Genomic DNA, 14,600 nt, shown 5'->3' on the forward strand with positions numbered 1-14,600 from the left:
GAAACAGCCGTCTCGGCCGGTTGCAGCACATTTTTTTGCAAGGTGCCGGAATGCGTTGGTCTTCAGCCGAGGGTTGCGGTTCGTGGGCGGAACATCTGTTCCCGAAGGGGAAACAATCTTCTCGCATGGGTTGTGGGCGGTTCCGCCGGTCGACCGACGCGGTCCGAACCCCGCCGCGTTTCCACCTTTTTTCCCTTGGCCGCAGGCTTAACGAAGGGTTATCAAGCAGAGGTCTTGCTGGGTAAGACACAGGCCGTGGGGGCGGCCTATCGGAGTGTGGTGCGCCGCGAGGCGTATCGGTACGAGATGCTGCCGCGTTTCCATCCACGGGCCTTCGGCGCCCGCCGGTCGTGTGCACCCTCTCAATCCCTCATTCCGATAGTCGGCCAGTCGATCCGACCGCGCCGTCTGGCGCGTCCGGGTGCAGCACCCATTCGGGGGTGCCGCAGATGGTTTCCACGGGACCCGCCGGGCCCGGCTGCTTGGGGATGTGAACTATGCCTGTGATCGCGCGCTACGAACTGGATGACATCGGGACCGAAGCGGCCGACTCGGCCACCGGCAATGGCGCCCAGAACGGAACCTATCTGGACGGGGCGGCGTCGGTCGGCGGGCGCGCGGTCCTGGACGGGGTGGACGACAAGCTGAAGATCTTTGACGACAGCGCGTTCCAGCTGTCGCAGGGCACCCTGGAAATCCAGTTCAGCCAGACGGCGCAGACCGGCAGCGGACCGAACACCGTGCTGTCGCGCGACAGCGTCGGCGAAACCGCAGGCGGATACCGTGTCGAGGTGATGCCCGACGGCGCGGTTGTGGTCACGCATGAATCTGCTGGAAGTTCGACCGTGTTCTCCTCTGCCGCAGGCTTCCTGTCGCCCGGCGACGAGGTTCGGCTGACCTATTCCTGGAGCGAGACGGGGCCGGGCCAGCTCGACCTCGTGAATCTCACGTCGAGCGCGACCTACACGGCGGCCGTTCCCCCGGGCCTGACCATGGACATGGGTCCGATCAACCAGAAGTGGATGATCGGTGTCGGCCAGTCGACCTCGGACCCGGCACTGCTGAACAATCTTGGCAATTACTTCCAGGGTTCGGTCGAGTATTTCGAGATCTCGGACACCGTGGACAACACCGGGGGTCCGGAGCGCGACGGCATCGTGTACGGCACGCCCGGCGATGACCTGATCGACCGCGACTATGTCGACCCCGATGGCGACCGCATCGACAACGAGGATGCGATCATCCCGGGCGACGGCCCGAACGACGACCGCGTTTTCGCCGGTGACGGCAATGACACCGTGTATGCGGGCGAAGGCAATGACATTGTCTATGGTGGGCGCGGCGACGATCTGATCGACACCTCGGGTGGCGGTGCCACGCCCCTGCCAGATCGCGACTATCCCGGCCTCTACCCTGCCGACAGCGACCCGTTCAACGACCGCGACACCGTCTATGGTGGGCGGGGCAATGACACGATCATGACCGGCGACGACAACGACCTCGTCTATGCCGGCCGTGGCAACGATCTGGTCGACGCGGGCTTCGACGACGACACCGTCTATGGCGGCACCGGCAACGACACGATCATCGGGGCCGAGGGTGCGGACGAACTGCACGGCGATGACGGCAACGACGTGATCTATGGCGGCTACGGCCCTGGCGTGCCGGACGCGGTGAACATCCGCGATGACGCAGGCGACCTGCGGCCCGACAACGGCACCGACCTGATCTTTGGCGGCCGCGGCAACGACACCATCTACGGGATGGACGACAACGACACGATCCATGGCGACGATGGCGACGACTACCTCGATGCCGGGATCGACAATGATCTTGTGTTTGGCGGTGCGGGCAACGACACGATCGTTGGCGGCCAAGGTGCCGACACCATGTCGGGCGGTGCCGACCGCGACGTGTTCATCGTCAACGGGCCGGGTGACGGGATCGGCGACGTGATCGACGGCAACGAGGAAGGCGACGACTACGACACGCTGGATCTGCGTGGCGCGGGCCCGCTGCGTGTCACCTTCTCGGAAGACAACCCCGAGAACGGCACCGTTGCCTTCTTCGATGACGACGGCAACGAGACGGGCAGCCTGACCTTCGTGAACATCGAGAACGTCATTCCCTGCTTCACGCCGGGCACGATGATCGCGACGCCGAAGGGCGAGGTGCCTGTCGAGGAACTGAAGGTCGGCGACAAGGTGCTGACCCGCGACAACGGCATCCAGGAGATCCGCTGGTCGGGCGCCAAGCATCTCGACTGGGCGGTTCTCTGCGCCAATCCGCATCTGAAGCCGGTGCTGATCCGCAAGGGCAGCCTTGGCCATGGCCTGCCGGAACGCGACATGCTGGTCAGCCCGAACCACCGCATGCTGGTCGCCAACGACCGCACCGCGCTCTACTTCGAAGAGCACGAGGTGCTGGTGGCCGCAAAGCATCTTGTGGGTGCGCGCGGAGTTCAGTCCGTCGATGCAGCGGGGGTGACCTATCTGCACATGATGTTCGACCGGCATGAGGTGCTTCTGGCGGATGGCGCCTGGACCGAAAGCTTCCAGCCGGGCGACTATACGCTTAAGGGCATGGGCAATGCTCAGCGCCAGGAGATCTTCGAGATCTTCCCGGAACTGCGGACCGTCGAGGGCCTCGCCGACTATCAGGCGGCCCGCAAGACCCTGAAGAAACACGAGGCGTCGCTCCTGCTGCGCTGACCAGAGTTATGCAGCCACCCCGGGCGATAAGCCCAGGGTTGTAGCGGGGGCCGGTTGGCCCCCGTTTGCATTGCATAGTTGTCCCAATCTGCCGCATTTCCGCCGTTTGTTGCTGCGGTTTCACCGTATTCACGCCCCGCGCCCCCGCTAGACCGAAAGAAATCTCCAGGCCGGTGCATCGGCCGGGAGTCGGACGAGTGCGAGGGCGACCATGGCCACGATCAACGGGACCACCGGAAACGACACGCTGACGGGAACGGCGGATGCCGATCTCATCACCGCGCTCGCAGGTGCAGATTCTGTCAACGCCGGTGGTGGCAACGACACGGTCTTTGGCGGCGACGGGGCCGACGCGCTGAATGGTGAGGACGGCGACGACAGCCTCGACGGTGGCGGGCAGAGCGACTCGCTTTACGGTGGCCTGGGCAGCGACACGCTGCTTGGCGGCGGCGGCGCGGACCAGCTGTTCGGCGGCGATGGCGACGACCTGCTGAACGGCGGCACGGGGAACGACACGCTGAACGGCGGCGCCGGGATCGACACGGCGGATTACACCGGCATCACCTCGGCGATCACCGTGAACCTCGCGGCTGCCTCGAACCATGCGACGGGTGGCGGTGGCACCGACCAGCTGATCGGAATCGAGAATGTCATCGGCGGCAGCGCAAATGACGGCATCACCGGCGACGGCAACGCGAATGTGCTGGACGGCGCGGGCGGCAACGACACGCTGAACGGCGGCGGCGGCAACGACACGCTGTTCGGTGGCGCGGGCACCGACCAGCTGTTCGGCGGCGATGGCGACGACCTGCTGAACGGCGGCACGGGGAACGACACGCTGAACGGCGGCGCCGGGATCGACACGGCGGATTACACCGGCATCACTTCGGCGATCACCGTGAACCTCGCGGCCGCCTCGAACCATGCGACGGGTGGCGGTGGCACCGACCAGCTGATCGGAATCGAGAATGTCACCGGCGGCAGCGCCAATGACGGCATCACCGGCGACGGCAACGCGAACGTGCTGGACGGCGCGGGCGGCAACGACACGCTGAACGGCGGCGGCGGCAACGACACGCTGTTCGGTGGCGCGGGCACCGACCAGCTGTTCGGCGGCGATGGCGACGACCTGCTGAACGGCGGCACGGGGAACGACACGCTGAACGGCGGCGCCGGGACCGACACGGCCGATTATTCCGCCGAGACCGCTGACCTGACCATCAGCCTCGCGGGTGGCACCGCGTCCGGGGCGGGCAATGACACGCTGATCTCGATCGAGAACGCGACGGGCGGCAGCGGCGATGATGCCATCACCGGGACAGCGGGCGACAACGTCCTGTCAGGGGGCGCGGGCGCCGACACGATCACCGGTGGCACGGGCAGCGACACGATATTCGGCGGGGACGGCGATGACCTGATCACCGCGGGGCCCGAGGGTGCGGCGCCAACGACACCGCTTGCCTTCACCTGGACGACCTATGCGGACGAGACTGCCTTTACCGGGCCGTTCACGCAGAGCACGGGCGGCGTCGACGTTTCCGTGACCTACAGCGGCGGTGTTTCGGGTGCGACCTTCTCGGCCGAGACGACGGGATCAACGTCGGGGGGCAACGAGCGCGAATACCCGATCCATGTGGCCAACGGCGAGCCTTTCAATCCGAATTCGAGTGCCGAACTCTTCCGGCCTGCGGACGGCGGAATCAACTCCAGCTCGCAGGTAACCTTCAGCTTTGGTTCGGCAGCGGGTTCCGGTCTGGCCGACGAGGTGACCAACGTCCGTTTCCGCGTGTCCGACATTGACAGGTCTGGCTTCACGGATTCCGTGACGGTGCGGGCCTATGATGCACAGGGTGCGGAGATACCCGTCACGATCACAGTGTCATCGAGCTCGCTGTCGCTGAGCGGAAACACCGTTACCGCAACCGGCGGCGCGGTCTTTCCGAACGAACTGGCGGGTTCCGCCCTGTTCGAGATCTCCGGGCCCGTCGCATATTTTGTCGTGTCCTACACCGACCTTGCCAACGCCCAGCAGGCGATCCGCCTGTCCGATATCCACTTTGACGGGGTCTATGTCGACGACGATGTTGTCGAGGGGGGTGCGGGCAACGACACCATCGAAGGCGGCTACGGCAGTGACACGCTTCTGGGCCAGGACGGCAACGATGTTCTCTACGGCGGAACCGGCGATGACAGCCTGGAAGGTGGCGCCGGGGATGACACCTTGCAGGGGGGCATCGGCAACGACACGCTGCGCGGTGGCGATGGCGCCGACCGCCTGATCGGAGGCGCGGGCGCCAACCTGCTCGACGGCGGGACCGGCGACGACACGATGGTCGCGGGCGAGGGTGCCGACACCTATTTCGGCGGCGCCGGGATGGACTATCTGGATGTCACTGCGGCGACGTCCGGGGTGAACATCGACCTGGCCAGCGGGGCGATGAGCGGCAGCCTGGTCGCCGACGATTCGCTCGGCGGCGGCATGGACGGGATCATCGGGTCGGACTTCGACGACACGCTGTCCGGCTTCGATGCTTTCGATGCGACCTTCACCAACATCTTCTACGGCGGTGGCGGCAATGACCTGATGGACGGCCGGGGGGGTGATGATTCGCTCTTCGGCGGGGCCGGGAATGACACGCTGATCGGCGGCACCGGCAATGACACGCTGGATGGCGGGACCGAGGACGATGCGCTGTACGGCGGTGGCGGTCAGGACCAGTTGTTTGGCGGCGATGGTGGCGACCTGCTGGACGGCGGTGCGGACAACGATGTCCTGTATGGCGGCGGCGGCGGCGACACGCTGCTGGGCGGCGGCGGTAACGACATCCTGTTCGGCGAGGATGGCGACGACAGCCTGCAGGGTGACGACGGCGATGACCAGCTGTTCGGCGGGTCGGGCAACGACCACCTGTCGGGTGGTCCTGGCAATGACCTCCTGGAGGGCGGCGAGGGCAACGACACGATCCTCGGCGGAGACGGGGCCGACACGATCTATGGCGGCGACGGGAACGACCTGATCGACGGTGGCGCCGGTTCCAGCACGATCATCGGCGGCTTCGGATCGGACACGATCCTTGGGGGCCCGGGCGGCACGGTCGACGGCAGCGAGGATGCGGACAACTCTGATGTCGACGTGCTTGACCTTCGGGCCTGGGGCAAGACCTTTACCGACATCGCCTTCGATCCGGGCAATCGCGAGAACGGCACCGTCACCTTCTACGATACCGACGGGACCACGCCGATCGGCACGCTGTCCTTCAGCAATATCGAGCGCATCATTCCGTGCTTCACGCCCGGCGCGCTGATCTCGACGGACCGGGGCGAACTTCCGGTGCAGGCGCTGCGCCTGGGTGACCGCGTTCTGACCCGCGACAGCGGATACCAGGAGATCCGCTGGGTCGGGCGGCGCGACCTGTCCCTGGCCGAGGTCTGGCAGAATCCCGCCTTCCGGCCGGTCCGGATCGCGCAGGGGGCGCTTGGCCATGGCCTGCCCGAACGTGACCTGATCGTTTCGCCGCAGCACCGGATGCTGGTCGCCGGTGCCAGACCCGAATTGCTGTTCGGCGAGCGGGAGGTCTTCGCCGCTGCGGTTCATCTGCTGGGCCGCCCGGGTGTCTCGCGCCTCGTCGATCCGTCGCCGGTCAGCTATCTGCATCTGATGTTCGACCGCCACGAGGTAATCCGTGCCGACGGCGCCTGGACCGAAAGCTACCAGCCCGGCCCTGCCAGCGTTGCCGGCCTGGATGACGCGGCCCGCGACGAGCTGCTGGCGCTGTTCCCGATGCTGCGGCGGGGCGAACGCATCGCCGCCGCCCGTGCCACACTGAAGGCGCATGAGGCGCGGCTAGTCCTGGCGGCCTGAGCGGTCGCGGAAGGCGGCCCAATCCTCGGGCGTGTCGAGGTCGAGGATCGCGTGGTCGCCGGGAAGCACGACGGGCCGCAGGCGGTCGCGATGCGCCGCGATCACGGATCGGCCCCCCTCGTCACCGGACAGGGCCATCAATGCCGGAACCAGGTCGGCCGGAAAGATGACCGGGTGGCCGGGCTGTCCGTCGGCCGTGGAGCCCCGCAGGATCATTCCCGGCGCTTCGGCGAAGGCCGCGCACATCACCGCCAGGTCGCGCGAGGTGATCGCCGGCATGTCCGCAGGCAAGATCATCACCCCGGCCGCCCCAGGTGCCGCAACCGCAAGACCCCGGCGCAACGAGGCTGTCATGCCAAGCCGGGCATCCTTTGCTACCGCAACCGTCACCGCAAGGTCGGCAAGCACGGCGGCGCGCTCGGGACGATCCGGCGGCACGATCACGACCGTCGGCGCGCCCGTTGCGACGGCCTGCTGCGCGACATGCCGAAGGACGGGTTGACCGCCGACACGTTCCAGCAGCTTGTCGCGCCCGCGCATCCGCGACGAGGCACCGGCTGCAAGGATCAGGATCGCCACCTCGGGACGCATCACGTGTTTCCGGTGGGGCAGGGCGCGGCGCCCCGCCCTTCAGAAGGCAAGGGTAAGTCGCACGCCATTGCGGGGCAAGGTCACGCCCGCATCCGTCCGCCGTCATCCCAGATCGGTGCCAGATGGACCCGCGCCGGGCGACGGTCACCCAGGATCTCGATTTCTGCCGTCTGGCCATCCTGCAGGCGATCGGCAGGCAGGAAGCCATAGGCAACCGACTGTCCGGTCGTGTGGGAATAGCCTCCCGACGTGCAGAAGCCCTGCACCGTTCCATCCAGCCAGATCGGCTCCCAGGCCGTCACATCCGCCTGGTCGGCATCCACGATGAAGGTTGCAAGCCGTCGCTTGGGTCCGGCTGCCTTTTCCGCCGTTGCGGCCGCCTTGCCGATCCAGTCGGCCGTCTTGTTCCAGCGGATGAAACGATCGAGGCCGGTCTCGGCAGGCGTATAGTCCGGGCTGAACTCGCGACCCCAGGAACCGAACCACTTGTCCAGCCGCAGCGACATCATCGCCCGCATCCCGAATGGTCGCAGCCCGAGGTCCTGCCCCGCAGTCCACAACGTCTGCCACAGGTGCCGTTGCGATGGCGCGTCGCAGAAGATCTCGAACCCGAGGTCGGCGGTATAGCTGACCCGCTGGACCAGGCAATCGGCCATGCCGACAGTCATCCGCCGGGTGTCCATGAACCGGAATTTACCTGCGGAAACATCCGCGCGCGTTACGCGCGACAGCAACTCGCGCGCCCGGGGGCCGGCGATCTGGAACCCCGTCCGGATGTCCGAGATGTTCTCGACGCGCACACCATCCTCCAGATGGCTCTCGAACCACCGGTGATGCCAGCCCTGCGCGCCATAGCTTGCGGTCAGCATGAATTCCTGCTCGTGGATGCAGGACACCGTGAAATCGCCGATGATCCGGCCGCTCTGCGCCAGCATGGGGGTCAGGGCTATGCGTCCCGGCGCGGGGATCGCGCCTGCCATGATCCGGTCAAGCCACGCCCGCGCGCGCGCGCCGGTGACACGATACTTGCCGAAGTTCTGCAGTTCATTGATGCCAACGCCGTTGCGAACGGCCAGAACCTCGGCCTTTGTCGCGTCCCATGCGTTCGAGCGCTTGAAACTTGGGGTTTCATACAGCGGCTCGCCGGGCAGGGCGTGGTAGTTCACCACCTCCAGACCATATTGCTGGCCCCAGACCGCGCGCATCTGGCTGAACGTGTCGTACATCGCGGTGGTCCGGAACGGGCGGGCGGCCGGCCGTTCCTCGTTCGGATAGCTGACCGAGAAGCGCATCTGGTAGTTCTCGATCACCTTTGGAACGGTGTAGCCGGGGGTCGTCCAGGTGCCGAACCGCGACACGTCGAAGCCGCGGGGATCACGCTCCACCTCGCCGTGGATCATCCATTGCGCCAGTGCCAGGCCCATGCCGCCGCCCTGGCTGAAGCCCGCCATCACCGCGCAGGCGGACCAGTAGTTGCGCAGGCCCTGCACGGGGCCGATCAGCGGGTTGCCGTCCGGTGCAAAGGTGAAGGGACCGTGGATGACACGCTTCACCCCCGACCGTTCCAGCACGGGGAACCGCCGGTAGGCGAAGTTCACCGAGTCCTCGATCTTGTCGAACTGCTCGTTCAGAAGCTCATGGCCAAAGGTCCAGGGCGTCCCGTCCACGGCCCAGGGCTCGCAGGGCTTTTCATAGAACCCGATGCACAGGCCCCGGCCTTCCTGGCGCAGATAGCTTTCGCCGCCCGGGTCCATGACATGCGGGAACTCGCGGCCCGACCTGAGGATGTCCATGATCTCGGGGATATCGTCGGTGACAAGATACTGATGCGCCATCGGCAGCAGCGGCAGATAGACGCCCGCCATCGCGCCGATCTCGCGCGCCCAGAGGCCGCCCGCGTTGACGACATGCTCGGCGATGATCGTGCCCTTCTCGGTCACGACCTCCCACGATCCGTCGGGGCGCGGGTTGGTTTCCAGCACGCGGTTGTGCAGCACGATCTCGGCCCCGCCCATCCGCGCGGCCTTGGCGTAGGCGTGGGTGGTGCCCGACGGGTCCAGATGCCCATCCAGCGGGTCATAGAGCGCGCCGATGATGCCTTCGAGGTTGACCATCCCGTCGGTCAGCTTGTGGATCTCGTCGGGGCCCAGGATTTCGGTGTCCAGCCCCATGTAGCGATGCTTGGCGCGTTCGGCCTTCAGCATCTCGAACCGTGCCTGGTTGTCGGCCAGCGTGATACCGCCCACATGGTGCAGCCCGCAGGACATGCCGGTGATCGCCTCAAGCTCCTTGTAGAGCCGGATGGTATAGCCCTGCAGCGCCGCCATGTTGGTGTCGCCGTTCAGGGTATGGAACCCGCCGGCGGCGTGCCAGGTCGAACCGGATGTCAGTTCCGACCGTTCGACCAGCGTGACGTCCGACCATCCGAGCTTGGTCAGGTGATACAGCACCGAACAGCCGACGACGCCGCCGCCGATGACCAGGACACGGGTATGGGTTTTCATGGGGGATGCCTCGCGCAGGTTTGCCGCAAGGTCCGATGCCCGGGACCAAGCGGCATGTCATCCTGCGACGGGATATGTCGTGATCAGGCCTTGATGGTGCGGTTCGCGCGGTGCGACATGCCACGCCCGCGGTGCAAGCGACCGGAGCGCCGGCCCGATCCTACTTTTCCGGGATCAGCCCGCGCGGGCTGAACCGCAGCACCAGCAGCAGGATGAGGCCCATGGTCAGCAGCCGCATGTGCGCGGCGGCATCGGCCAGGTGGCCCTTCAGCCAGGATCCGTCCGCAAGACCGGCTGTCAGCGCCCCCATCACGTAAAGCCCGATCGGTTCCACCATCACCCAGAGCCACCAGATCAGGAAACCACCCAGCACCGCGCCCCAGTTGTTGCCCGATCCGCCGACGATCACCATGACCCAGACAAGAAAGGTAAAGCGCAGCGGCTGATAGCTGCCAGGGGTCAACTGGCTGTCGAGCGTGGTCATCATCGCGCCCGCGATGCCGACCACGGCGCAGCCCAGCACGAAGACCTGCAGATGGCGGCGCGTCACGTCCTTGCCCATCGCCTCGGCCGCGACCTCGTTGTCGCGGATGGCGCGCATCATCCGGCCCCAGGGCGATTTCAGCGACGCCTCGGTCAGCCAGACGATGATCAGCAGCACCACAAGAAACAGCCCGGCATACATCAGCTTGACGACCAGCGACGAGGCCGTGACCGGATCGAACCCCCATCGTGCGGCCCAGTCCAGAAATGCCGTCGAGCGCTGCAGGTCGACCTCGTAGGGGACGGGGCGGGGCAGCGAGATCACGTTCTTCACGCCGCGCGCCAGCCAGTCCTCGTTCTTCAGCACCGCGATGACGATTTCGGCGATACCCAGCGTCGCAATGGCCAGATAATCGGACCGCAGGCCCAGCGCTGTCTTGCCGATCACCCAGGCAGCACCGGCGGCAAGAACACCTCCCGCCGGCCATGCCAGAAGCACGGGCAGACCCAACCCGCCCAGAAATCCTGTGGCGGCGGGGTTGACCGCTTCGACGGCGCCCACGGCAGGGTCGAACACCGCCCGGTAGACAATGAAACCCACGACCAGCACCGCCAGCATCGCCAGCACGCGCGTCCGGCCCGGGGCCATCCGCTGCCATACCAGAACCGCCACCCCGATCGAGGCCGCGCCAAGGAGCAGGCCAAGCACGATTCCGGGTCCACCGGCGGCCCATGCCTCCGGTACGGGCGCAGCCGACACCAGCACCACGGCAAGCCCGCCAAGCGCGACGAACCCCATGATGCCGACGTTGAACAGGCCCGCGTATCCCCACTGCATGTTCACGCCCAGCGCCATGACCGCCGAGATCAGCGCCATGTTGAAGATCGACATGGCCAGGTTCCAGCTCTGGAAATGGCCGGTCAGCAGGAACAGGACGGCGACGCCCAGGAACAGCGCCGGGTTGCGCAGGGTCATACCGATTTCCCCTTGAATAGCCCGGTGGGCATGAACAGCAGGACGATGATCAGGATCGTGAAGCTGACCGCGAACTTGTAGTCGGTCGACATCAACTGGACCAGGCCTTCGGGCGCCATGCTTTCGGGCACCACATAGGTCACGACCTTCTTCCAGGCATAGGTCACCGTCACCTCCGAGAACGCGATGACAAATCCCCCCGCGATCGCGCCCAGCGGATTGCCAAGCCCGCCGACAATCGCCGAGGCGAAGATCGGCAGCAGAAGCTGGAAGTAGGTGAAGGGCTTGAAGCTCTTGTCCAGGCCGTAAAGAACCCCCGCGATGGTCGCTAGCGCCGCCGCGATGATCCAGGTAACCGCCACCACCCGGTCAGGGTTGATCCCAGACAGCAACGCCAGATCCTCGTTGTCGGAAAACGCGCGCATCGACTTGCCGGTGCGCGTGCGGTTCAGGAACCAGAACAGCCAGGCCACCACCAGAATGGCGACGACCACGGTGATCACCTGCGTGGACCGCAGCGCCAGCCCCTCGGCCAGCCCGGTCATGGCGCGGAAATCGCCCGCCGATATCACGAACCGGGTGCCATCGGCGAAGTTCTGGTCGTCCACGCCGATGATGAAGCGAACGACACCGTTCATCACGAACATGACGCCCAGCGACACGATGACCAGGATCGCGGGTGCCGCCTTCTGACGGCGGTAGAACCGGTACACGGCGCGATCGGTGCCCAGCACGAAAAGCGCGGTCGCACCGATGGCGAAGGGCAGGGCGATCAGCGCGGTGGGCAGCGGCCCGGCCGTTATGCCTGCGCCTTGCAGGGCCCAGGTTATGAGGATGGCGAAGGTGGTTCCCAGCGCCATGGTGTCGCCATGCGCGAAATTGGAGAACCGCAGGATACCGTAGATCAGCGTCACGCCCAGCGCGCCCAGGGCCAGTTGCGCGCCATAGGCCGTGGCCGGGATGAATACGAAGTTCAGGAAGGCGACAAGCGCGTTGAGAATGTCCATCAGCCTTCGTCCCCTGTCTTGGCCGGCGTGCAATGGCCGTTGCCCGCGGCCAGCATCTCGGCAGAACTGTCGCCACGTCGGGTCTCGCTCTGGAACGCGCCCGTTGCCGAGATGCTGATGGTCAGAATGTCGGCCCCCTCGATGGAACCGGCATAGATGGTGGCCGCGTCGCGTCGCGTGACCGAAAGCGGCGACGCGCGCCCGGTGATTTCAAGGGTTGCGCCATCGCCGGCATCCTCGGCGAGAATGCGGAAATCGGGGGGGAGCGGCGCGGCACAGTCGCCTGCGGCGCAGAAACGCTCGTACCGGCAGGCGGTGACAGTCTGGCCCGTGCCAGAGGGGCCGGGCATGATCACCGGAATGGTCAGCATGACGGTCGCCACGACCATGAACACCGCCACGACCAGTACGAACTGCGCGTTCCCCATGCGTCAGCCACCAAGGAACGACCGACGCACCTCGGGGTCCGCCATCAGCGCGGCCCCGGTGTCGGTAAATCGGTTCGCGCCCTGGACCAGCACATATCCCTTGTGGGCAATCTCCAGTGCCTGCCGCGCGTTCTGTTCCACCATCAGGATCGAGATTCCGGTGCGCGCCACCTCGATGATCCGGTCGAACAGCTCGTCCATGACGATCGGGCTGACGCCTGCCGTGGGTTCGTCCAGCATCAGGACCTGCGGCTGGGTCATCAGCGCCCGGCCCACCGCAACCTGCTGGCGCTGTCCACCCGACAGCTCGCCCGCCGCCTGCCGCCGCTTGTCGCGCAGGATGGGGAAAAGGTGGAACACCTGTTCCATCGTGGCGCGAATGTCGTCACGGCGCAGGAAGGCGCCCATTTCCAGGTTCTCCTCGACGGTCATCGAGGTGAAGATGTTCGACGTCTGCGGCACGAAGGCCATGCCCTTTGCCACGCGGTCCTGCGGTGACAGCGTGGTGATGTCCTCGCCCGCAAGCCGCACGCCGCCCTCGCGCAGGCGCAACATGCCGAACACCGCCTTCATGGCGGTCGACTTGCCCGCTCCGTTCGGGCCGACGATGACTGCGATCTCGCCCTTTTCGACCGCGATAGTGCAGCCATGCAGGATGTCGGCGCCGCCATAGCCGCCCGTCATGTTCTCTCCGATCAGGAAGGGTTCGGCCATCACCGCCCCTCCCCAGCCGGGCGGATCAGCGCGGCGACCTCGCGCGACCGGGCATCGATCAGGCCGGGTTCCGTGTCACCCGGCCCGGTGAGCATCAGCATCATGCGGTTCCCGCCGCCTTCGACGATCATCGTCGCGCGCAGGATCGTCGGATCGCCGGCGAAAGTGATCGATTGCACCTTTCGCGCCACCGTCATCCCGTCGAGCGACAGACTGTCGGCCTGCAGGGTGCTGTGCGCCTCGCCGTCGAGCATAGCGGTCAGCAATCCGTCAAGTGCCGCCGCGACATGCGGGTCCGCGTCGTCGCGCGCCGCCCAGTGCTCGGTGAAATCCAGCGTCAGGGCCCCGAGGTGCAGCGCCGCGCCGTCACCGAACTGTTCCCATTCCGCGATGGCCCAGTCCGACGCGCCGGGGCAGATGTCGAAATGCGGCGTGATCGGCGCGCAGTCTGCGGCCGAGGCCGCCGAGGCAACGGACAGGGCGGCCAGAAGTGCCGCGCCAAGCAGCCGGTCACACATGGAACCCCTCCGCCTTGGCCTTGTTCTTCAGCCCCGTGCCCAGATAGGCCTCGATCACACGCTCGTCGTTCTTGACCTCGTCCACCGTGCCCTGCGCCAGAACCCTGCCCTCGGCCATCACGATGACAGGGTCGCAAAGGCGGGCAATGAAGTCCATGTCGTGCTCGATCACGCAGAACGTGTAACCGCGCTCGCGGTTCAGGCGCAGGATCGCGTCGGCGATGGTGTTCAGCAGCGTCCGGTTGACCCCTGCGCCCACCTCGTCCAGGAATACGATCTTGGCCTCGACCATCATGGTCCTGCCCAGTTCCAGAAGCTTCTTCTGCCCGCCGGAAATCTGGCTGGCCTTCTGGTCGGCCAGATGGCTGATCGTCAGGAACTCCAGTACCGCGTCGGCCTGGTCGCGGATGCGCCGTTCCTCTTCGGCCACGCGGCCACGGCGGAACCACGTGTTCCAAAGCCGCTCGCCCGACTGGTTCGCGGGCACCATCATCAGGTTCTCGCGCACCGTCATCGACCCGAATTCATGGGCGATCTGAAAGGTGCGCAGAAGACCCTTGTGGAACAGGTCATGCGGAGGAAGGCCGGTGATGTCCTCGCCGGCCATGGTGACGCGGCCGGACGTCGGCGTGTAGCGCCCCGCGATGCAGTTGAACAGCGTGGTCTTCCCGGCACCGTTGGGCCCGATCAACCCGGTGATCGAGCCGGTCTCGATCCGCAGCGATGCGCCGTCGACGGCGCGGAAGCCGCCGAAATGCTTGTGAAGGTCCTCGACGACGATCATGCGCCGGGTTCCCCTTTCCCCG

General features: G+C 66.2%; 10 protein-coding genes. 2 read left to right on the top strand and 8 right to left on the bottom strand.

Features of this window, described 5'->3' with window-relative positions; all coding sequences use genetic code 11:
• The first annotated feature begins 497 nt into the window (after positions 1 to 497).
• Together KF887_11710 and KF887_11715 are read left to right on the top strand one after the other, a co-directional pair.
• Entirely contained in the window at positions 498 to 2,711 is a 2,214-nt protein-coding gene (locus KF887_11710; protein QYK40116.1) for a Hint domain-containing protein, read from the top strand.
• A gap of 211 nt (positions 2,712 to 2,922) precedes the next feature.
• Complete coding sequence (locus tag KF887_11715; GenBank protein QYK40117.1) at positions 2,923 to 6,573, top strand: Hint domain-containing protein; 3,651 nt, start codon at positions 2,923 to 2,925, stop codon at positions 6,571 to 6,573.
• Here KF887_11715 and KF887_11720 read toward each other — a convergent pair.
• The 8 genes from KF887_11720 to KF887_11755 form a co-directional block, all read right to left on the bottom strand.
• Positions 6,556 to 7,164 carry a nucleotidyltransferase family protein gene (locus KF887_11720; GenBank protein QYK40118.1) on the bottom strand — a complete coding sequence of 203 codons (609 nt, stop codon included), beginning with the start codon at positions 7,162 to 7,164 and terminating at the stop codon, positions 6,556 to 6,558. The genes KF887_11715 and KF887_11720 overlap by 18 nt on opposite strands.
• 80 nt (positions 7,165 to 7,244) lie before the next feature.
• Positions 7,245 to 9,668, bottom strand: coding sequence for an FAD-dependent oxidoreductase (locus KF887_11725; protein ID QYK40119.1), 2,424 nt, complete (start codon positions 9,666 to 9,668; stop codon positions 7,245 to 7,247).
• Positions 9,669 to 9,828: 160 nt separating this feature from the next.
• A complete protein-coding gene (locus KF887_11730; GenBank protein ID QYK40120.1) occupies positions 9,829 to 11,127 on the bottom strand; it encodes a branched-chain amino acid ABC transporter permease in 1,299 nt (432 codons plus the stop codon).
• Positions 11,124 to 12,134, bottom strand: coding sequence for a branched-chain amino acid ABC transporter permease (locus tag KF887_11735; protein QYK40121.1), 1,011 nt, complete (start codon positions 12,132 to 12,134; stop codon positions 11,124 to 11,126). The genes KF887_11730 and KF887_11735 overlap by 4 nt, the downstream gene beginning before the upstream one ends.
• A complete protein-coding gene (locus KF887_11740; GenBank protein QYK40122.1) occupies positions 12,134 to 12,562 on the bottom strand; it encodes a hypothetical protein in 429 nt (142 codons plus the stop codon). The genes KF887_11735 and KF887_11740 overlap by 1 nt, the downstream gene beginning before the upstream one ends.
• A gap of 3 nt (positions 12,563 to 12,565) precedes the next feature.
• Positions 12,566 to 13,276, bottom strand: coding sequence for an ABC transporter ATP-binding protein (locus tag KF887_11745; protein ID QYK40123.1), 711 nt, complete (start codon positions 13,274 to 13,276; stop codon positions 12,566 to 12,568).
• The gene (locus tag KF887_11750; protein ID QYK40124.1) at positions 13,276 to 13,794 is read right to left on the bottom strand and encodes a hypothetical protein; all 519 of its coding nucleotides are present in this window, start codon (positions 13,792 to 13,794) and stop codon (positions 13,276 to 13,278) included. The genes KF887_11745 and KF887_11750 overlap by 1 nt, the downstream gene beginning before the upstream one ends.
• Complete coding sequence (locus KF887_11755; GenBank protein ID QYK40125.1) at positions 13,787 to 14,578, bottom strand: ABC transporter ATP-binding protein; 792 nt, start codon at positions 14,576 to 14,578, stop codon at positions 13,787 to 13,789. The genes KF887_11750 and KF887_11755 overlap by 8 nt, the downstream gene beginning before the upstream one ends.
• Positions 14,579 to 14,600: the final 22 nt, after the last annotated feature.

The sequence above is a fragment of the Paracoccaceae bacterium genome, from assembly GCA_019454225.1.
Taxonomy (GTDB): domain Bacteria; phylum Pseudomonadota; class Alphaproteobacteria; order Rhodobacterales; family Rhodobacteraceae.